The sequence below is a fragment of the Streptomyces luteoverticillatus genome (assembly GCF_003970715.1).
GTDB classification, from domain to species: domain Bacteria; phylum Actinomycetota; class Actinomycetes; order Streptomycetales; family Streptomycetaceae; genus Streptomyces; species Streptomyces abikoensis.
Genome location: NZ_CP034587.1, coordinates 1,677,501 through 1,696,645, shown reverse-complemented (window position 1 = coordinate 1,696,645; position 19,145 = coordinate 1,677,501). Strand labels below are relative to the sequence as shown.

Here is a 19,145-nt window from a genome sequence, read left to right as displayed (position 1 = left end):
GACGCCCGCCCGCACACTGGGGGAGGAGGGAGGTGGACCGGCATGAGCCCCCCGATACGGCGTGCGGCGGTGCTGCTGTTCGCCACCCTCGCCCTGCTGGGCACCACGGCGATCGCCCCCGCGCCGCCGACGCCCCGCGAGGCCGAGTGCCACACCCGCCTCCACGGCTCCCACGCTGTCACCCACTGCTTCAACGGCAACGCCACCCCCGACCGCGTCCAGCTGCACGTCGAGTGCGTCCACTGGTGGGATCCCGGGATGGACACGGCCCCCGTCACCGTCGGGCCCGCCCGGCATGTCGTCCTCGCCCAGCGCTGCTGGCTGGGCATCCGCCGGGCCTGGGTCACCCACGCACCCGGGTGACCGGGGGTTCGGCGCGGGTGGGACACTTGTCCTCATGCCGGTCCTCGAAGAGAACCCCAATCCCAAGAACGGCCAGAAGGCCCTGCTGACGATCCTCGGCGTGATGCTCGGCATCACCGTCGTCATCAGCGTGATCGCCACCCTCGCCTCCCCCTGACGTCATGGGCCCGACGCCGCCGTCCGCCCGGCCGGGGTGGGGCTGGCCCCACCATCCCCTAGGGGGTGGAGGTCAGGGTCGATTGGGTGGAAGGCCGGATGGGGGAAGGTGGCAGGTCTCCGTAGGTTCGTAGTACGCCGCGACGGCGCGGCGCACCCGACCTCCCAGGAGACCCCATGCCCGCCGGCCCGCAGCTCCCCGCCGCCGTGTCCCGGCGGAACCGGACCAGGCTGACCTGGTGGGCCGTGGCCCTGCCCACCGCCGCGTTCGCGGTCTTCCTCCTCCTGCTGACGTTCCTGCTGACCGCCTCGCCCGCCTCGGCGGACGGCCCCTCCGACGCCGGCGCGTCAGGGGGCGGCGCGGTCGCGCAAGTGATGCGCTTCGCGTGGTTCGCCATGGAGTATCTGGCGCCGTGAGCGCCCGCGCGTCGAAGGACGCCGCCCGGAGGGGGCGAGCCCGTCAACACCCCGCGCCTCGCCGCGCGTTTCATGCGAAGCTGGACGACATGAGCTCCGACCCGACCCGCAGGATCGTCATTCTCCGGCATGCCAAGGCCGAGTGGTCCGACGGCGACGACCACGAACGTCCCCTCGCGGACCGCGGCCGCAAGGACGCCCCGGTCGCCGGCCGCTGGCTCGCCGGCTCCGGTGTCACCCCCGAACTGGCCCTCTGCTCGACCGCCGCGCGCACCCGCGAGACCTGGAAGCTCGCCGTCTCCGAGCTGCCCGAGCGCCCCCGTACGGTCTACGAGGAGCGGCTGTACGAGGCGTCCCTCGGCGAGCTGATCGCCCTGCTCAACGAGGTCTCCGACGAGGTGGCCGACCTGGTGCTCATCGGGCACAACCCCGGGATGCACGCCCTGGCCGACGCCCTCGCGGGTGAGGCCGACGGCGATCTCCTCGCCCGGATGAACCGTTCGGGCTTCCCCACCGCCGCGGTCGCGGTGCTGACCTTCAGCGGGTCCTGGAAGTCCGTGGAGCACGGCGTGGGACGGCTCGTCGCCTTCTGGGCGCCCCACGCCTGACGGCGGCCCGCCGAAACGCCTGACGTCCCCCGGCCCGGCCCCCCGGTGCCCGGCCCGGCGGCCATCACTCGTGGGTGTTGGCCGCCTCGACCTCTTCGCGGGTGACGCCCAGCAGATACAGCACCGTGTCCAGGAACGGCACGTTCACGGCCGTGTGCGCCGCCTCCCGCACCAGGGGCTTGGCGTTGAACGCCACCCCGAGCCCGGCCGCGTTGAGCATGTCCAGGTCGTTGGCGCCGTCGCCGATCGCGACCGTCTGCGCCAGCGGGACTCCCGCCTCCGCCGCGAACCGGCGCAGCAGCCGGGCCTTGCCCTCCCGGTCCACGATCTCCCCGGTGACCCGGCCGGTCAGCTTGCCGTCGACGATCTCCAGCGTGTTGGCGGAGGCGAAGTCCAGCCCCAGCCGCTCCCGCAGATCGTCCGTGACCTGCGTGAACCCGCCCGAGACCACACCCACCTGGAAGCCCAGCCGCTTCAGCGTCCTGATCAGCGTGCGGGCGCCCGGCGTCAGCCGGACCTCCGCCCGCACCTTCTCCACCACCGACGCGTCCAGCCCCGCCAGCAGGGCCACCCGCTCGTGGAGGGACTCCTCGAAGTCCAGCTCGCCCCGCATCGCCCGCGTGGTCACCTCGGCCACCTCGGCCTCACAGCCCGCGTGGGCCGCGAACAGCTCGATGACCTCGTCCTGGATGAGCGTGGAGTCCACGTCCATCACGACCAGCCGCTGCGCCCGGCGCTGAAGCCCGGCGGCCACCACGGCCACATCCACGCCCAGCGCCGCCGACTCGGTGGCCAGCGTGGTGCGCAGCTTCTCGGTGTCCGTGCCCGAGACGGCGAACTCCACGGCCGTCACGGGGTACTTGGCGAGCCGGAAGATACGGTCGATGTTGCCGCCGGTGTCGGTGATGCGGGCCGCGATGGCGGCGGTCGACTCGGCGGTCAGCGGGTGCCCCAGCACGGTGACGTGGGAACGGCCGACACCACGCGGCCTGTTGTCGCCCAGACCGGAGATGATCTCCGTCTGGAGGTGCATCGACTCCGCCCAGCTGTGCACGGTGGCCCGGAGCCCGCCCTCGGTGGCTCCGCCGCCGACGGGTGCGGTGACCAGGGCGCACAGCGTGATCCGCCCCCGGGTGACGATCTGCTCGATGTCTATGACGTCGACGGCGAAGGCGGCGAGGGTGTCGAAGAGGCCGGCCGTGATGCCCGGCCGGTCCTTTCCGAAGATCTTCACAAGGAGAGTGGGGACATCATCGCCGGTGGCGACGGCGGCAGCGGGGATCTGCGATGCGCTCATGGTGGTCCTACGGTATCCGCACACCTGTCCCGGCTGACAACTCAGCCCGCCCCCGCCGCCCCCACGGCGGCTCCCCGGTGGGCTCCTACGGGCGTCGCCACGGCGCGGGAGGCGGCTCGTCCGGCGGTGGTACGGGCGACGACCCGTACCGGTACGGCGAGCTCGGCCGCCGCCGGGGCGGTGGCGGCACCTGTGGACGGCTGGTCTGCGTCGGCGCGGTGAAGGGGTCCTGCCCGCCGGAGTCCCCGGAGGGGCCGGGCGCACCGGGCGCCCCGCCGGGAGGCCCCCGCCCGCGGAGGCATCCCCAGGCGGCCGCAGGTACGGGTTGGTGTCCGGGCGCGAGGGCCGGTATCCCGGCGAGGGAGCGTACGGCCCCGGAACGTACGCCAGGTCGGGGTAGCTGCGTCCCTCGCCCGGGTGGCTTTCCTCGGGGCGCCGGGCGCGCGCGTGGGCCGAGGCCCGCCGTCCCGCCGCCCCCGTCGCGTACGTCAGGAGCCCGCCGAACGCCCCCGCGCCCAGTCCCCACACGGCCCCCAGGGCCAGGGCGAGGGGCACGCTGCCGGACAGCTCCAGCCCCGCCCCCAGGGCGTCGACGCCCAGCACCGACAGGCTGGCGTCCGCCTTGACCCGCGTCGCCAGCACCAGCAGTGGCAGCGCCACGGCCGTGGCCACCCCCAGCGCCAGCCCGCACCGCCACGCGTACGCCCCCGGCCCCGCCCCGTCCCGGGGCGTACGGGCCCCGGTCAGCACCCCGGCCGTCAGCATCAGCAGCACACAGCCCACCGGCAGCAGCCACACCAGCGGTTCCAGGTCGGCGATCCGGCCCACCGTCACCGACTGGTCCGTGCCGGCGCGCAGCAGTTCGTCCAGCGGATGCGGCAGCACCTGGAGCAGCGACCCCTTCGCCGTGCCCCGCAGGGGGACGAACAGTCCCAGCGGCACCCCCAGCCACACCCCGTTCGGCGCCCCGAGCACGGCCGCGCCCAGCACCCGCCGGGGGTGGTCGTCGCCCGCCGCCGCGACCCCGGCGGCCGCCAGGCCCGCGACGACCGCCAGCACCAGCACCGAGCGCAGCGCCGAGGCCGCCGGGCGGACCGCGCGGTGGGCCGCCTGCCAGCGGCGGGGGAGCGGGGCCCGGCGGGCGGACAGCAGCGTCACCAGCAGGACGCCCAGCACCCACACCAGGCCGCCGAGCAGCGAGGCCCCGGGCCGCACCGTGAAGCCCACCGACGCCTTGGCCTGCGCCAGATCCCCGAGCCGGCCGGGGAGGCCGCCCCCGATGTCCCCGATGTCGCCCAGCCCGGGGATCCGCGTGGTGCCGCCGCCCGTGGAGCCGAGGCCCAGACCGCCGCCGTCGAAGGTGACGGTGGAGGAGGCCGCCCACACGAGCCCGCCCAGGACCAGGAGGAACAGCAGGGCCACCGCGGCCGCCCGCGCGAGGAGCTCGGCCCCCCGCACCGCGGGCCCCAGCGGCCGCAGCGACCGGGCGAACACCATCCCCAGCAACAACGCCCCCACCAGACTGACGCCCAGTGGCGCGATGTCGATGGTGGTGTGCGCCCCGGCGCCCGTGAGCCCGAATGCTTCGACCGAGCCCGAGGGAGTGATGGAGCCGCCGACCGCGAGGACGACCACCGCCGCCGTCAGCGAGCCCAGCGACCCGGCCGCGTCCGCGCCCAGCAGATGCAGCCCCGCCGCCGCGACTCCCGCCATGGCGAGAAAGGCCCAGCTCACCGCGGCTATCGCGGTGAGTACGAGGTCGGCGCCGCGCGCCGCGCGGCTGCCGCTGGTCAACGTCATCACGGCCCCCCGGTCCCTACCAGTCGCCCCGGAAGCGGACGATCCGCGACGATCCCGCGCATCCCTGGGCGGTTACTACTGTCAGGGCGCGTTTCGCATCGGTCAACGGCGCCTGTTACAGGGCCGGTACACGGTCGTGAGGCTCCCGACTTTTGGTTGGGGGACTGCGCCTGAAATAGTTCCTCCCGATGTTCGCCATCCCTAGACTCCCCCGTGCAGGGGGCTCATCGGGGGACAAATAGTGGGGCATGGAGTGCCGGAACTCGTACTGGAATTGAACGGACAGACCTGGACGCTGGACCCGTCCCGGTCGTACACCCTCGGGCGCGACCCGCAGGGTGACATGGTCCTGGAGGACGCCCGCGTCTCCTGGCGACACGCCACCGTCCGGTGGGGCGGCCACGGCTGGCTCATCGAGGACCACGGCAGCACCAACGGCACCTATGTGCAGGGCCAGCGCGTCCACCAGATGGAAATCGGCCCCGGTGCGGCCGTCCACCTGGGCAACGCGACGGACGGCCCGCGGCTGAACCTCTCCGCCGCCGCCCCGGCCGCCCCCGCCGCGCCGGCCGCCGACATCTACAGCGCGCAGACGGCGATGGCCCCGGCGGTCCAGCCGGGCCAGCCCCCGCAGCAGTACCAGCAGCCGGGCGCCCAGGGCTGGGGGCACCAGCCTCCGCAGCAGTACCAGCAGCACCAGCAGGTACCGCAGCAGGGCGGCTGGCAGCAGCCATACGCGCAGCAGGCCGCCCAGCCGCAGGGCCAGGCGCCCGGCGCCGGCGGCGGCGAGAGCCCGACCCGCTTCCACCAGGTGGCCGTCGGCCGGGTGATGCGCATCGGTCGTGCCCTCGACAACGACCTGGTCGTCTCCGACCTCCAGGTCTCCCGTCACCACGCCGAGTTCCGGGCCACCCCCGGCGGCTTTGAGATCGTCGACCTCGGCTCCCACAACGGCACGTACGTCAACGGTCAGCCGGTCCGGCAGCAGCTGATCGGCCCCCAGGACACCGTCGGTGTCGGTCACTCGACCTTCCGGCTGGTCGGCGACCGTCTCGAGGAGTTCGTCGACACCGGTGACGTCTCCTTCTCGGCCCGCCATCTGACGGTGACGGTCGACGGCGGAAAGCAGATCCTCAAGGACGTCTCCTTCGGCGTCCCCGAGAAGTCGCTGATCGCCGTCATCGGCCCCTCCGGCTCCGGAAAGTCCACCCTCCTCAAGGCGCTCACCGGCTACCGGCCCGCCAACCAGGGTGACGTCCTCTACGACAACCGGAATCTGTACAAGCAGTTCGCCGAGCTCCGGCAGCGCATCGGCCTGGTCCCGCAGGACGACATCCTCCACAAGGAGCTCACGGTCCGTAAGGCCCTGCGCTACGCGGCCAAGCTCCGGTTCCCCGGCGACACCGCGGCCTCCGAGCGCGAGGCCCGTATCGACGAGGTGCTGCGCGAGCTCAAGCTCGACATCCACAAGGACAAGAAGGTCACCGCCCTCTCCGGCGGCCAGCGCAAGCGTGTCTCGGTCGCCCTGGAGCTGCTGACCAAGCCGTCGCTGATCTTCCTCGACGAGCCCACGTCGGGCCTCGACCCGGGCATGGACCGCGACGTCATGCAGCTGCTGCGCGGCCTCGCGGACGACGGCCGCACGGTCCTGGTGGTCACCCACTCCGTGGCCGAGCTGGCGCTCTGCGACAAGCTGCTGGTGATGGCCCCGGGCGGTTCGGTGGCCTACTTCGGCCCGCCGGAGGAGGCGCTCAACTTCTTCGGCTACGAGACCTGGGCCGACGTCTTCTCGGCGTTCGAGAACTACCGCGACTACGACTGGGCGGGCCGCTGGAAGGGCTCGCAGCACTACCAGATGTACGCGGCCGACATTGACGCCGTCGCCCCGCAGTCCGTCCACGTCCAGCCGCAGGTGGTCCGCCCGCCGGTGCCGCAGAGCTGGGGCTCCCAGCTGTGGACGCTGATGCGCCGCTACTGCTCGGTCATCGCCTCCGACCGCGGTTTCCTGGCCCTGATGCTGCTCCTCCCCGCCGTCCTCGGCGGCGTGAGCACCGTCATCCCGTCCGACTACGGACTGGGCGCCCCCGCGCCGCGCCACTTCAACCAGGACGCCGGCACGATCATGCTGATCCTCGCGGTCGGCGCGTGCTTCTCCGGAGCGGCCAACTCCGTCCGCGAGCTGATCAAGGAACGGGTCATCTACGAACGGGAGCGGGCCGTCGGTCTGTCCCGCTCGGCGTACCTGATGTCCAAGGTCGTCGTCCTCGGTGCGATCACCGCGGTGCAGGGCGTCCTCATCTGCGCGATCGGCTTCTCGGTCCGCAAGCTGCCCGAGCACGGCGTCATCATCAAGGCCCTGCCCGCCGCCGAGCTCTGCCTGGTGATCATCGCTCTGGGCTTCACCTCGATGATGATCGGCCTCGTGATCTCCTCGCTGGTGAAGACCTCCGAGAAGACCATGCCGCTGCTGGTGATGTTCGCGATCGTCCAGGTCGTCTTCACGGGCATCATGTTCAAGATCTACGACTCGCCCGGCATCGAGCAGGTCGCCTGGCTGATGCCCTCCCGCTGGGCCATCGGCGCGGCCGGCGCCACGCTGGACCTGTCGCACATCATGGCGCCCATGGACAAGAACGACCCCAAGAACCTCGACCCGCTGTGGGAGCACTCGGCGGGGATCTGGGGCCTGGACATGATCGCGCTCATCGCCATCGGCGTGGTCTGCGGCATCGCGGTCGCCCGTCTGCTGCGCCGCCACGAGCCGGAGGTCATGCGCAAGTGACGGCCTGCCCGTGAACACGCCGAAGGGCGGCACCCCGCACGGGGGTGCCGCCCTTCGGCGTAGCGGTGTCCTCCGGCCGTCAGTAGGCGGAGTTCACGTTGTCCATCGAGCCGTACACCTTGGCCGCGTAGTTGCAGGCGGCGGTGATGTTGGCGACCGGGTCGTAGATGTTCCAGGAGGTGCCCTCGACGTGGTACGCCTTGAAGGTCGGGTCGATCACCTGGAGCAGGCCCTTGGAGGGGATGCCGGCGGCGGCGTTGGAGTCCCAGTTGTTGATGGCGTTGGGGTTGCCCGTGGACTCCCGCATGATGTTGCGGTAGATGCCGTTGTAGCTGCCCGGGATGCCCTTGGCCTTCATGATGTCCAGGGATTCCTTGATCCAGCCGTCCAGGTTGTTGGCGTAGACCTTGGGGGCGGGCGCGGCGGGAGCGGCGGCGGCCGCGACCGGCTTGCGCTCCTCGGACCGGCTGGCGGCCTCCTTCTCGGCGCGCTCCTTGTCGGCCTTCGCCTTGGCCTGGGCCTCCGCCTCGGCCTTCTTCTTGCTCTCGGCGTCCTTCTTGGCCTGCTCGGCCGCGCGGTCCGCCTGCTTGTTCAGCTCGGCCTGCTGGGTCTCGCCGAAGGCGGAGGCGTTCCACGCCACCGGCTTCACCGCCTGGGACTGCTCGGCGTCGGCGGAACCGTTCGGCACGACCGCGAACGCCAGAGCGGCGACACCGGCCGCGGCGATCCCGGCCGCGGAGAACGTGTGGACCTTGGTCAGGCGGGTATAGCCAGAGATGGGAGAACGCATGCTGAGCTGAACCTCTTCCGATCGCGTGAGTCGCACCGGCCCGTCCTGGCGCGCTGAGAGCGCCGTTCCTCGGTTCGCGGCGCCGTGCGACGGAGCAAATTCTTAGCGGCAGCAAAATGCCCTGGCAAAGGTGTGACGTACTAAGCCGCTTCGTTGCGGCGCCCTTCGCGGGGCCGGGGCCAAAGGCCCTGCCACCTGCTCGAACCGTTCCTTATGGGCGTCTTATCCGTCCACTAGGGCGCTTCGTACGTGATGTGCGTCCCATGAGCGGGCTCACACCGGGAGTGCTCGTTCCTCACCCGGTGTGGCCGCTTCCCTGCGGAGTGTTTGCGATCAGAAACGTTGCTTTGGGGTGCCCTCGACCCGGCCTGGGGTCAGATCTCCACGAGCACCTGGTCCAGGCTCTTGCGCACCAGGTCCGGCACCTCGCAGTCCGCCGCCGGGTAGCCCACGGGGATCACCGCGAACGCCTTCTCGTTCACCGGCCGCCCCAGCACCTCCGACAGGAACCGCATCGGGCTCGGCGTGTGCACCAGCGCCGCCAGCCCCGACAGATGCAGCGCGGACAGCAGCATCCCGACCGCGATGCCGACCGACTCGTCCACGTAGTAGTGCTTGCGCCGGCTGCCGTCCTCGCCGAGCCAGTAGCGCTGCTGGAAGACCACGATCAGCGCGGGCGCGTCCGTCAGATGCGGCTTGACCTCGTCCGTCCCCAGCGGACGCAGCGCCGCCAGCCACTCCTCGCCCAGCCGCCCCGCGTAGGAGACGCGCTCCTCTTCCTCCGCCGCCTCCCGGATGCGCCGCCGCACCTCCGGGTCCTTCACCAGGACGAACGTCCACGGCTGCTGATGCGCCCCCGAGGGCGCGGTGGCCGCGCACGCGATCGCGTCCCTGACCACCTGATCCGGGACGGGATCGGCCGAGAACCGCCGCACGGTCCGTCGCTCCGCCATCCGCTCCCGCAACTCCGCCGCCCGCCCGACCGACTCCTCGGCCCCCATCCGCACGGGCCGGTACGGCACGGCCCGGTAGGGCTCGCCGTGGGTGGGGGTCCACTGTCGTATTGGTATAGACATGAGGGGAGCGTGCCCCCGGGCCGACCGGCCTAAGCCGGACGACCGAGACCCGGCCGCCCCGAGGCCGATCCCCCGGGCGGGCGCCCTGTATACGGTGACCCCATGACCCATGGCCCCCGCTCCGGCCTCACCGCCGTAAGCACTGCCCTGCTCGCCATGAGCCGCCATCTGGAGGTGCGCGACGTCCTCAAGACGATCGTCGTCTCCGCCCGGGAGCTCCTCGACGCCGAGTACGCCGCCCTCGGCGTCCCCGACGACCACGGCGGCTTCGCCCAGTTCGTCGTCGACGGCGTCAGCGACGACCAGTGGAAGGCCATCGGCCCGCTGCCCCGCCAGCACGGCATCCTCGCCGCCATGCTCAAGGACGCCACCCCCCAGCGCCTCGCCGACGTCCGCCTGGACCACCGCTTCGAGGGCTGGCCCGACGCCCACCCCGACATGAGCGACTTCATCGGGATGCCCGTCGCCGACGGCGACGAGATCCTGGGTGCCCTCTTCCTGGCCAACAAGAGGTGCCCCAAGCCCGCCGGCGGCTGCGGCTTCACCGCCGAGGACGAGGAACTGCTGAGCGTCCTCGCCCAGCACGCCGCCATAGCCCTCACCAACGCCCGCCTCTACGAGCGCAGCCGCGAGCTGACCATCGCCGGGGAGCGGGCCCGCCTCGCCCACGAGCTCCACGACGCCGTCTCCCAGAAGCTCTTCTCCCTGCGGCTGACCGCCCAGGCCGCGGCCGCCCTCGTCGACCGCGACCCGGCCCGCGCCAAGGGCGAGCTCCACCAGGTCGCCCGGCTCGCCGCCGAGGCCGCCGACGAGCTGCGCGCCGCCGTCGTGGAGCTGCGCCCGGCGGGGCTCGACGAGGACGGCCTCGTCGCCACCCTGCGCACCCAGGTCAAGGTCCTCGACCGCGCCCAGGCCGCCGCCAAGGTCACCTTCGCCGCCCAGGGCGTACGGGCCCTGCCGGCCGCCCAGGAGGAGGCGCTGCTGCGGGTGGCCCAGGAGGCCCTCCACAACGCCCTGCGCCACTCCGGGGCGCGGACCGTGGACGTCAGCCTCACGCGCCGGGGCCACGGCGCCGCCCTGCGCGTGACCGACGACGGGCAGGGCTTCGACCCCTCCGCCGTGCGCAGGGCCGGCCGGCACCTGGGCCTGGTCTCCATGCGGGACCGCGCGAACGGGGTCGGCGGCGGCCTGACCGTGGATTCCGCGCCCGGAAAGGGCACGACGATCGAAATGGAGGTGCCCGGTGGCTGAGAGCCGCGCGATCCGGGTGCTGCTGGTGGACGACCACCAGGTGGTCCGCAGGGGACTGCGCACCTTTCTGGAGGTCCAGGACGACATCGAGGTCGTCGGGGAGGCCGCGGACGGCGCCGAGGGCGTCGAGCGGGCCGAGGAGCTGCGACCGGACGTCGTCCTCATGGACGTGAAGATGCCCGGCATGGACGGTATCGAAGCGCTGCGCAGGCTCCGGGAGCTCGACAACCCCGCCCGGGTGCTGGTCGTCACCAGCTTCACCGAGCAGCGCACCGTCATCCCCGCCCTGCGGGCGGGCGCGGCCGGCTACGTCTACAAGGACGTGGACCCGGACGCCCTCGCCGGCGCCATCCGGTCCGTGCACGCTGGGCACGTCCTGCTCCAGCCGGAGGTGGCGGACGCCCTGCTGTCGCAGGACGAGGGCGGCGGCGGGGGCCAGGGGAGAGGCAACGGGCTCACCGAGCGGGAGCGCGAGGTGCTGGCCCTGATCGCGGACGGGCGGTCCAACCGGGAGATCGCCCGGGCGCTCGTCCTGTCCGAGAAGACCGTCAAGACCCACGTGTCGAACATCCTGATGAAGCTGGACCTCGCCGACCGGACGCAGGCGGCGCTGTGGGCCGTCCGACGTGGGATCGGAGCCTGAGGAGCGCCGGCCCCGGGCGGTAGCGGAACGTCGCGTTCTGATCAGAGATTCATGCGGTCGTGTGATAACCCATCCGCACCAGCAACCCGAATGGCCCTGGCCCGTTTTCCATGACGTAACCGCGGCGGGAGCCGTGGCGACGCTCTGGCAAAACACTCAGGAAGGTCATAGGAAGAGTGAAGAACATCAAGAAGGCCGCTGCTGTCACGCTCGCCGTCGGCGGTCTCGCCCTCGCCGGCGCCGGTGCCGCCTCCGCCCACGGGGGCCACGGCGCGCACGGTGTGGCGGAGAAGTCGCCCGGCGTCGCCTCCGGCAACGTCGTCCAGGTCCCGGTCGAGATCCCGGTCAACTTCTGCGGCAACACCATCGACGTCGTCGGCGTCCTGAACCCGGCCGCGGGCAACCTCTGCGTCAACGAGTAATCAGCTCGTCGCTCCACCCTCGCCACCTCGTAGGCAGGTCGGCTCCGCATCCGGCGGAGCCGACATCCGGGTGGTGGTCAATCGTCCGAAAGAGGGCAAACACCGTCGATGGCCGTGCCGTCGGCGGTGCATTGGCGTTCATAGGTGTGCAGGGCCCCATGGCAGGGGCCGACCAGGTCAGTCATCAGAAGGAAGAGCACCTATGAACAGTGCCAAGAAGGCCGCCCTCGCTCTTGCCGCGGCCGGCGTCGCCCTCGGCGCCTCCGTCGTCCCCGCCGCCGCCACCGACGACGGATTCGACGGAGCGCTGGCTTCCGGTGTCGCCAAGGGGTCACCGGGTGTCATCTCGGGCAACGTCATCCAGATCCCGATCCAGATCCCGATCAACCTCTGCGGCAACACCATCGACATCGTCGGCCTCCTGAACCCGACGTTCGGCAACACCTGCATCAACGGTCCCGTCGGCGAAGAGCACCACATGACCGAAGAACACCACTTCAGCGAGCACAACAGCCACCACCACGGCGGCGGCCACCACGACCGCGACTGACCCACAGCGTGCGGCGAGGCCCCGCGGACCCCTCGGTCCGCGGGGCCTCGCCGTCGTCCGGGCGAATCAGCGGGGGAGGGGTCAGTGCCGCCGGCGGTCCCGCTCCTCCACCATCGCGTTGTACGCGGCCACCCGCGCCCGCCGGGCCGTACGCTCCACCGGCCGCAGCGCCGCCGCCCGCGCCGCGATCTCCGACGCGCTCACCGCGCCACCGTGCTCACGCCCCTGGGCGTCCCCCGGCTCGTAGGCGATCCCGATCAGCGCCCCGATCCGCTGCGCCAGCTCCAGCACCCGCGCCGCCCGCGGCGGATACCCCGGCGCCAGCACCTCCCGGCTGCTCTCGGCCCGCGCCCGGTACGCCTCCAGGGCCGCCCGGGCCACCGGCCCGGAGCCGGCCACGTCCAGCCGGGTCAGCACCTCGGTCGCCTCGCGCAGCGCCTCGGCCAGCTCCCGCTCGGCCTCCGACAGCGACGGCACATCGGCGGGCGGCGCGTCCCGCACGGCCAGGCAGTGCCACACCACCTCGACGTGGACATTGCCCTCGGGCCCCGCTTCGTACACCTCCGGCACCAGCCCCAGCGCCGTCCCCGGGACGACGACCGCCTCCTCGGCCTCCATGGCCCGGGCGTTGAACTCCGGCGGGCCGCTGAGCCCCAGCGGGTGCCCCGGCACCGGCAGCGCCAGCCGCAGTCCCGTCGCCCCCAGCGCCCTCAGCCGGCCCAGCGCGAGGGTGAGTCCCACCGGCCCGGACTCCCCGGGCAAACCGACGACACGGTGGACCGCGTCACTTCCGGTGATGTGGTGTGCGGCGTCATCGGGGGCGGCAAATCCGGCAAGGAGGGCATTTCCCCACGCCGTGAGCCGTCCTGAGCGATTCTCATCGAGCATGGCCCCCAGCCTAGGGACTGCCATCGGTAACCGGTGGCGTAGGTTTTTCCCAGGGGACTGCGCCGACAGGCGCAAGCGACGAAGCGACTGCAATGGGAGACAACGCGCTCATGAGCGATGTGCTGGAACTGGTGGACGTATCCGTGGTCCGCGAGGGCCGGGCTCTGGTGGACCAGGTCTCCTGGTCGGTCAAGGAAGGCGAGCGCTGGGTGATCCTCGGCCCCAACGGCGCCGGCAAGACCACCCTTCTCAATGTCGCCTCCAGCTATCTCTTCCCCACCAAGGGCACCGCCCGGATCCTCGGTGAGAAGCTCGGCTCGGTCGACGTCTTCGAGCTCCGCCCGCGCATCGGCATGGCCGGCATCGCCCTGGCCGACAAGCTGCCGCGCAGCCAGACCGTCCTCCAGACGGTCCTCACCGCCGCCTACGGCATGACCGCCGGCTGGCACGAGAACTACGAGGAGGTCGACGAGCAGCGCGCCCGCGCCTTCCTCGACGTCCTCGGCATGACCGAGTTCCTCGACCGCAAGTTCGGCACCCTCTCCGAGGGCGAGCGCAAGCGCACCCTCATCGCCCGCGCGATGATGACCGACCCCGAGCTGCTGATGCTCGACGAGCCCGCCGCCGGCCTGGACCTCGGCGGCCGCGAGGACCTCGTCCGCCGCCTGGGCCGGCTCGCCCGCGACCCGCTCGCCCCCTCGATGGTCATGGTCACCCACCACGTCGAGGAGATCGCCCCCGGCTTCACCCACGTCCTGATGATCCGCCAGGGCAAGGTGCTGGCCGCCGGCCCCATCGAGCTGGAGCTGACCTCTCGCAACCTCTCCCACTGCTTCGGCCTGCCGCTGGTGGTCGAGCAGCGCGGCGACCGCTGGACGGCCCAGGGCCTCCCGATGGCCTAAGGGAGCTCGAGCTCCTTCCACACGCCCTGTCCGCCGGGCGGCCACCCCCCTACCATGACCATGTGGACACATGGGTGTGGTGGCTCGTGGCCGCCGTCGGACTGGGAATTCCGCTGGTCGTGACCGCCATGCCGGAGTTCGGCATGCTCGCGGTCGGGGCCGTCGCGGCCGCGATCACCGCGGCCGCCTTCCACGCGGGCGCGGTGGCCCAATTCGTGGTCTTCGCCGTCGTCTCCGTCGCTCTCATCGCCGTCGTCCGCCCGATCGCCAACCGCCAGCGCGCCCGCCGCGGCGAGACGGCGATGGGCATCGACGCGCTCAGGGGCCGGCAGGCCGTCGTCCTCGAACGGGTCGACGGCGCCGGCGGCCGCATCAAGCTCGCGGGCGAGATCTGGTCCGCCCGCTCCCTCCACGCCGACCGCTCCTACGAGGTGGGCCAGCAGGTCGACGTCGTCGAGATCGACGGCGCCACGGCCGTCGTCATCTGACCGTAGGCCGGAACCGGCCGCATCCGACGAGCTGGGCCCAACGCCTGCACGCGGGCCCCCGGTTCTGGAAGACTGATCAAGACCATTGCGGCCACGCACTGGTCACGACCCACGAGACCCACGACAGCGGCACGGGGAGCTGAGCCACGATGGAACCGATCATCATCGTCCTGATCATCCTGGTGGTGCTCGTCTTCATCGCCCTCATGAAGACGGTGCAGGTCATCCCGCAGGCCAGCGCCGCCATCGTGGAGCGCTTCGGCCGCTACACCCGGACCCTCAACGCGGGCCTGAACATCGTCGTCCCGTTCATCGACTCCATCCGCAACCGCATCGACCTCCGCGAACAGGTCGTCCCGTTCCCGCCGCAGCCGGTGATCACCCAGGACAACCTGGTCGTCAACATCGACACGGTCATCTACTACCAGGTGACCGACGCCCGCGCCGCGACCTACGAGGTCTCCAGCTTCATCCAGGCCATCGAACAGCTCACCGTCACCACCCTGCGCAACATCATCGGCGGCATGGACCTGGAGCGGACCCTCACCTCCCGCGAGGAGATCAACGCGGCCCTGCGCGGCGTCCTCGACGAGGCCACCGGCAAGTGGGGCATCCGCGTCAACCGCGTCGAGCTCAAGGCCATCGAGCCCCCCACCTCCATCCAGGACTCGATGGAGAAGCAGATGCGCGCCGACCGGGACAAGCGCGCCGCGATCCTCACCGCCGAGGGCATCCGGCAGTCGCAGATCCTCACGGCGGAGGGCGAGAAGCAGTCCGCGATCCTCCGCGCCGAGGGCGAGGCCCGGGCCGCCGCCCTCCGCGCCGAGGGCGAGGCCCAGGCGATCCGCACGGTCTTCGAGTCCATCCACGCCGGTGACGCCGACGAGAAGCTGCTCGCCTACCAGTACCTCCAGATGCTCCCGAAGATCGCCGAGGGCGACGCCAACAAGCTCTGGATCGTCCCCAGCGAGATCGGCGACGCGCTCAAGGGCCTCAGCGGCGCCGTCGGCAGCTTCGGCGCCCCGGGCGGCGGAGGCGGCGGCGCCCCCAAGGTCACCAAGGAGAGCCCGCGCCGCGAGCAGCCCCCGATCGACTGAACGATCCGGTTCGACTGAACGATCGACATCGTTCAAGTGCGACGATCGGCCGGGACTCTCCCTCCCCATGCATGATCCATTCATGCATGATCAGTGCGGCCCCCCGACCCCCTCAGGGCGGGGAGGCGACACACTGAAGCGAAGGAGATGGCCTTGTCCATCTGGGAAGCACTCGCGGTCCTCGCCGCCGGCGTCGGCGCGGGCACCATCAACGCGATCGTCGGCAGCGGCACCCTCTTCACCTTTCCGGTGCTCCTCGCCACCGGCCTGCCACCCGTCACCGCCAACGTCTCGAACACCATCGGCCTCGTCACCGGCAACATCAGCGGCGCCGTCGGCTACCGCCGCGAGCTCCGCGGCCAGCGCGCCCGCGTCATCCGCTTCGGCATCACCGCGCTGATCGGCGGCCTCACCGGAGCCGTCCTGCTGCTCGCCCTCCCGTCGAAGGCCTTCGACGCGATCGTCCCCGCGCTCATCGCCCTCGCCCTGGTGCTCGTCGTCCTCCAGCCCCGGCTCGCCCGGGCCCTCGCCCGCCGCCGCGAGCGCAACGGCACCGAGGCCCCCACCGACGGCGGCCCCGCCCTCCTGGCCGGACTCCTCCTGGCCAGCGCCTACGGCGGCTACTTCGGCGCGGCCCAGGGCGTCATGTACCTCTCCCTCATGGGCCTGCTGCTCCACGACGACCTCCAGCGCGTCAACGCCCTCAAGAACACCATCGGTGTCGTCGTCAACGGCGTCGCCGCGCTCTTCTTCGTCTTCGTCGCCGACGTCGACTGGACGGCCGTCCTCCTGATCGCCGCAGGCTCCACCATCGGCGGCCTGATAGGCGCGAAGGTCGGCCGCAGGCTCTCACCCACGGTCCTGCGAGGCGTCATCGTCGTCGTGGGCGCCGTCGCGATCGCGCAGATGCTGCTCAGGTAGGACGGCCAGGCAGCCGGAGACCAGGCAGCCGGAGAAAAGAGAACGCTCCGGGCCCTTCCCCCGTGAACAACACCGGGCCCGGAGCGTTACAGCAGCAGGCGCGGCCGCCCGGCTGACGAGCCGGACTCCGGCAGGCGGCCGGCGCACCAGCGCCCCACCGCCCCCGCCACTGCGGTACCCACTGCCCGACGGCCGCATGCGAAGCCGTCAGTCAAGCACCACTACTCTGCGATCCCCGCCCGCCCGGCGCAACGGAATTTCCGGTCGCCGCCCCCGCGTGACGGGGCGTGGGAACGTCAGCCGGCGGCCGGAACCTCGTACTCACCGATCAGCTGCGCCCGCCCCAGCGCGTGGAAGCGCAGGTGGAAGCCGACCACGGCCGGCGAGGCGTCCTCGTCCGGGCCCAGCTTCTCCCGGTCCACCGCGTACACCGTGAAGACGTACCGGTGCGGACCGTCCCCGGCCGGCGGCGCCGCGCCGCCGAAGTCACGGGTGCCGTAGTCGTTGCGCGCGTGCACGGCGCCCGCGGGCAGCCCCTTCATCCCGCCGCTGCCCGCACCGGCCGGCAGCTCGGTGACGTCGGCCGGGATGTCGAAGACGACCCAGTGCCAGAAACCGCTGCCGGTCGGCGCGTCCGGGTCGTAGCACGTCACCGCGAAGCTCTTCGTTCCCTCGGGGGCGCCCTCCCAGCGCAGGTGCGGCGACACATTGCCACCGGCGAGGACCTGATCGTCCTTCAGCCCCGCCCCGGACGTCACGTCATCGCTCACCACGGGGAACGAAGGTACCGGCGGATGAAAATCGTGGGGGAGCGGCCGACGCTTCAGCTCGGACACCAGGACACCTCCAGTACGCGCGGACAGCTGAAAACGCCAGCCTAGCGACGCCCGCACCACCGGCACTGCGACCATATGGAGTGTGCTTCATGTACTTCGACACATCGGACGACGGCAGAGCCGCCTCATGCGCGCCCTGACCCTCCTGCTGGCAGCCCTGCCACTGCTGTTGCTTCCCGCCTGCTCCTCGTCGGGAAGCCAGAAGGCCGCGAAACCCCGGACCCCCGCCGCCACGACGCCACCACCGGGCTCCGCGCCCGCCTGGGCGAAGGGCATGAAGACCGTCACCGAGGACAAGCTGCCGCCCGAGGCACGCCGTACCCTCGAACTCATCGCCAAGGGCGGCCCCTTCCCGTACGACAAGGACGGCACCGTCTTCGGCAACTACGAGAACCGGCTGCCCAAGCAGACCCGCGGCTACTACCACGAGTACACCGTCCCCACCCCCGGCGCCCGCAACCGCGGCGCCAGACGCGTCATCACCGGCGAGCACTCCGAGCGCTACTACACCGGCGACCACTACCAGACCTTCGAAGCGGTGGTGCACCCATGACCCGTCCGCTGCCCGCCCCAGGGCTCCCCGGCATCCTCAACGGAACGATCCCCCCGGGCATCTACCACCTGCCCCCCACCGAAGCCCCCACGGACGTCATGGCCCGCGCCGCCGAGGCCGACTGGCGGGGCGCCAGACTCCAGCTCTCCGGAGTCCACGACAAGGCCGCCTTCCTCGACCGGTGCGCGACGGACCTGGAGTTCCCCGACTACTTCGGCCGCAACTGGGACGCCCTCGCCGACTGCCTCACGGACCTGTCGTGGTGGGGCTCCGGCAAGTTCCGCGGCTATCTGCTGCTCGCCGAGGACTGGGAGACCTTCCGCAAGGCGGCACCGGGCGACGCCCGGACGGCGGAGACGGTGCTCGACGACGCCGTCGGCCACTGGGCGGGCACGGACTCGCCACTGGTCGTCCTGCTGGGCTGACCGAGGGCCGTCGCGCCGGGCCGGAACCGGATCCGGTTCCGGCCCGGCCCCGGCTCAGAGCCAGTTCCGCTTGCCGCCCACCTCGGCGAGCCACTGGTGGAGGTAGGCCGCCCAGTCGGTCCGCTCGTACGCGTGCAGGTCGACCGTGAACGAGCGGTAGGTGTCACTGCCCGAGCTGAACAGCCCCGGCTTCTTGTCCATCTCCAGCACGACGTCCATCTCGCGGTCGTCCGCGACGAACGACAGCTCCACCTCGTTCAGCCCCCGGTACTCGGCGGGCGCGTGGAACTCGATCTCCTGGTAGAAGGGCAGCCGCTGCCGCGTGCCACTGATGCGGCCGCGCTCGAGATCGGCGGACTTGAAGGAGAAGCCGAGCCGGCCGAAGGCGTCGAGGATCGCCTGCTGGGCGGGGAGCGGGTGGACGTTCACCGGATCGAGGTCGCTCGAGTCCACGGCGCGGGCGATGGCGAGGTGAGTGGTCACCCCCACGTTCATCCCGGTGAGGTGCCGGCCCAGGAACATGGTGACCGGCGTCTCCCAGGGGATCTCCAGCCCGAACGGCACCACGTGCGCCGAGGCCGCCTGTACTTCGAAGGCCCCGCCCAGCTGGACGCGGGTGAACTCCACGTCCTGCTTGTACTCGCCGTCGTTCCCCTCGACCTCGACCCGCGCCTGGAGCCCCACGGACAGCCCCTCGATCCGCTGCGGCACCGAACCGCCCTGGATGCGCACCTCGCCCTGCACCACGCCGCCGGGCACGACGTTCTCCTCGAACAGCACCGTCTCGACCGAGGCCCCGCCCGCGCCCAGGCTCGCCATCAGTTTCTTGAACACCATCGCGCTCATCCTCCCCGGACCCGGCCGCCGGGCCCTTCCACTA

General features: G+C 71.8%; 21 protein-coding genes and 1 pseudogene. 15 read left to right on the top strand and 7 right to left on the bottom strand.

Annotated elements, in window-relative coordinates; translation table 11 throughout:
- Positions 1 to 42 precede the first annotated feature (42 nt).
- The 4 genes from EKH77_RS07080 to EKH77_RS07070 all read left to right on the top strand — a co-directional run bounded on the left by EKH77_RS07080 (position 43) and on the right by EKH77_RS07070 (position 1,544).
- Complete coding sequence (locus EKH77_RS07080) at positions 43 to 363, top strand: hypothetical protein (protein ID WP_126913562.1); 321 nt, start codon at positions 43 to 45, stop codon at positions 361 to 363.
- Positions 364 to 397: 34 nt separating this feature from the next.
- Complete coding sequence (locus EKH77_RS34310; protein ID WP_268248345.1) at positions 398 to 520, top strand: SGM_5486 family transporter-associated protein; 123 nt, start codon at positions 398 to 400, stop codon at positions 518 to 520.
- A 176-nt stretch (positions 521 to 696) separates the two neighbouring features.
- The gene (locus EKH77_RS07075) at positions 697 to 936 is read left to right on the top strand and encodes a hypothetical protein (RefSeq protein ID WP_126913561.1); all 240 of its coding nucleotides are present in this window, start codon (positions 697 to 699) and stop codon (positions 934 to 936) included.
- Positions 937 to 1,025: 89 nt separating this feature from the next.
- Entirely contained in the window at positions 1,026 to 1,544 is a 519-nt protein-coding gene (locus EKH77_RS07070) for a SixA phosphatase family protein (RefSeq protein ID WP_126913560.1), read from the top strand.
- A 64-nt stretch (positions 1,545 to 1,608) separates the two neighbouring features.
- On the opposite strand, the gene serB is transcribed toward EKH77_RS07070, so the two are convergent.
- Both serB and EKH77_RS33695 read right to left on the bottom strand, forming a co-directional pair.
- Positions 1,609 to 2,841: a phosphoserine phosphatase SerB gene (serB, locus tag EKH77_RS07065; protein ID WP_126917926.1), complete on the bottom strand. Its 1,233-nt coding sequence runs from the start codon at positions 2,839 to 2,841 to the stop codon at positions 1,609 to 1,611.
- A 543-nt stretch (positions 2,842 to 3,384) separates the two neighbouring features.
- A pseudogene (locus tag EKH77_RS33695) lies at positions 3,385 to 4,554 on the bottom strand (streptophobe family protein); the annotation flags it as partial.
- Between the two features lie 328 nt (positions 4,555 to 4,882).
- Here EKH77_RS33695 and EKH77_RS07060 point away from each other — a divergent pair.
- A complete protein-coding gene (locus EKH77_RS07060; RefSeq protein ID WP_126913559.1) occupies positions 4,883 to 7,423 on the top strand; it encodes an ABC transporter ATP-binding protein/permease in 2,541 nt (846 codons plus the stop codon).
- A gap of 79 nt (positions 7,424 to 7,502) precedes the next feature.
- Here the strand turns inward: EKH77_RS07060 and EKH77_RS07055 are convergent, their stop codons facing one another.
- Positions 7,503 to 8,213, bottom strand: a complete 711-nt coding sequence (locus EKH77_RS07055; protein ID WP_126913558.1) for a transglycosylase SLT domain-containing protein — start codon at positions 8,211 to 8,213, stop codon at positions 7,503 to 7,505.
- A 374-nt stretch (positions 8,214 to 8,587) separates the two neighbouring features.
- Positions 8,588 to 9,289 carry a nitroreductase family protein gene (locus EKH77_RS07050; protein ID WP_164737759.1) on the bottom strand — a complete coding sequence of 234 codons (702 nt, stop codon included), beginning with the start codon at positions 9,287 to 9,289 and terminating at the stop codon, positions 8,588 to 8,590.
- 102 nt (positions 9,290 to 9,391) lie between these two features.
- Between EKH77_RS07050 and EKH77_RS07045 the strand changes: the two genes are divergently transcribed.
- The 4 genes from EKH77_RS07045 to EKH77_RS07030 all read left to right on the top strand — a co-directional run bounded on the left by EKH77_RS07045 (position 9,392) and on the right by EKH77_RS07030 (position 12,155).
- Positions 9,392 to 10,540 carry a GAF domain-containing sensor histidine kinase gene (locus EKH77_RS07045; RefSeq protein ID WP_126913557.1) on the top strand — a complete coding sequence of 383 codons (1,149 nt, stop codon included), beginning with the start codon at positions 9,392 to 9,394 and terminating at the stop codon, positions 10,538 to 10,540.
- Positions 10,533 to 11,183 (top strand): response regulator, encoded by a 651-nt coding sequence (locus EKH77_RS07040; RefSeq protein WP_126913556.1) that lies wholly within the window; start codon positions 10,533 to 10,535, stop codon positions 11,181 to 11,183. Before EKH77_RS07045 ends, EKH77_RS07040 begins: the two co-directional genes overlap by 8 nt.
- Positions 11,184 to 11,359: 176 nt before the next feature.
- On the top strand, positions 11,360 to 11,605 hold the full coding sequence (locus EKH77_RS07035; RefSeq protein WP_126913555.1) for a chaplin: 246 nt from the start codon (positions 11,360 to 11,362) through the stop codon (positions 11,603 to 11,605).
- 202 nt (positions 11,606 to 11,807) lie between these two features.
- On the top strand, positions 11,808 to 12,155 hold the full coding sequence (locus EKH77_RS07030) for a chaplin (protein ID WP_126913554.1): 348 nt from the start codon (positions 11,808 to 11,810) through the stop codon (positions 12,153 to 12,155).
- A gap of 81 nt (positions 12,156 to 12,236) precedes the next feature.
- Here the strand turns inward: EKH77_RS07030 and EKH77_RS07025 are convergent, their stop codons facing one another.
- Positions 12,237 to 13,043: a hypothetical protein gene (locus tag EKH77_RS07025; protein WP_126913553.1), complete on the bottom strand. Its 807-nt coding sequence runs from the start codon at positions 13,041 to 13,043 to the stop codon at positions 12,237 to 12,239.
- 92 nt (positions 13,044 to 13,135) lie between these two features.
- Here EKH77_RS07025 and EKH77_RS07020 point away from each other — a divergent pair, with 92 nt between their 5' ends.
- The 4 genes from EKH77_RS07020 to EKH77_RS07005 all read left to right on the top strand — a co-directional run bounded on the left by EKH77_RS07020 (position 13,136) and on the right by EKH77_RS07005 (position 16,451).
- Positions 13,136 to 13,945 (top strand): ABC transporter ATP-binding protein, encoded by an 810-nt coding sequence (locus tag EKH77_RS07020; RefSeq protein WP_126913552.1) that lies wholly within the window; start codon positions 13,136 to 13,138, stop codon positions 13,943 to 13,945.
- A 62-nt stretch (positions 13,946 to 14,007) separates the two neighbouring features.
- Positions 14,008 to 14,433 (top strand): NfeD family protein, encoded by a 426-nt coding sequence (locus tag EKH77_RS07015; protein ID WP_240667253.1) that lies wholly within the window; start codon positions 14,008 to 14,010, stop codon positions 14,431 to 14,433.
- Between the two features lie 149 nt (positions 14,434 to 14,582).
- Positions 14,583 to 15,530 carry an SPFH domain-containing protein gene (locus EKH77_RS07010; protein ID WP_126913550.1) on the top strand — a complete coding sequence of 316 codons (948 nt, stop codon included), beginning with the start codon at positions 14,583 to 14,585 and terminating at the stop codon, positions 15,528 to 15,530.
- Between the two features lie 147 nt (positions 15,531 to 15,677).
- Positions 15,678 to 16,451 (top strand): sulfite exporter TauE/SafE family protein, encoded by a 774-nt coding sequence (locus tag EKH77_RS07005; protein WP_206279821.1) that lies wholly within the window; start codon positions 15,678 to 15,680, stop codon positions 16,449 to 16,451.
- Positions 16,452 to 16,747: 296 nt separating this feature from the next.
- On the opposite strand, the gene EKH77_RS07000 is transcribed toward EKH77_RS07005, so the two are convergent.
- Entirely contained in the window at positions 16,748 to 17,287 is a 540-nt protein-coding gene (locus tag EKH77_RS07000) for a YbhB/YbcL family Raf kinase inhibitor-like protein (protein WP_126913548.1), read from the bottom strand.
- Between the two features lie 127 nt (positions 17,288 to 17,414).
- Between EKH77_RS07000 and EKH77_RS06995 the strand changes: the two genes are divergently transcribed.
- Together EKH77_RS06995 and EKH77_RS06990 are read left to right on the top strand one after the other, a co-directional pair.
- Positions 17,415 to 17,840: a ribonuclease domain-containing protein gene (locus tag EKH77_RS06995; RefSeq protein ID WP_126913547.1), complete on the top strand. Its 426-nt coding sequence runs from the start codon at positions 17,415 to 17,417 to the stop codon at positions 17,838 to 17,840.
- Entirely contained in the window at positions 17,837 to 18,265 is a 429-nt protein-coding gene (locus tag EKH77_RS06990) for a barstar family protein (protein ID WP_126913546.1), read from the top strand. The genes EKH77_RS06995 and EKH77_RS06990 overlap by 4 nt, the downstream gene beginning before the upstream one ends.
- A 54-nt stretch (positions 18,266 to 18,319) precedes the next feature.
- On the opposite strand, the gene EKH77_RS06985 is transcribed toward EKH77_RS06990, so the two are convergent.
- On the bottom strand, positions 18,320 to 19,102 hold the full coding sequence (locus EKH77_RS06985; RefSeq protein WP_126913545.1) for a sporulation protein: 783 nt from the start codon (positions 19,100 to 19,102) through the stop codon (positions 18,320 to 18,322).
- Positions 19,103 to 19,145 lie beyond the last annotated feature (43 nt).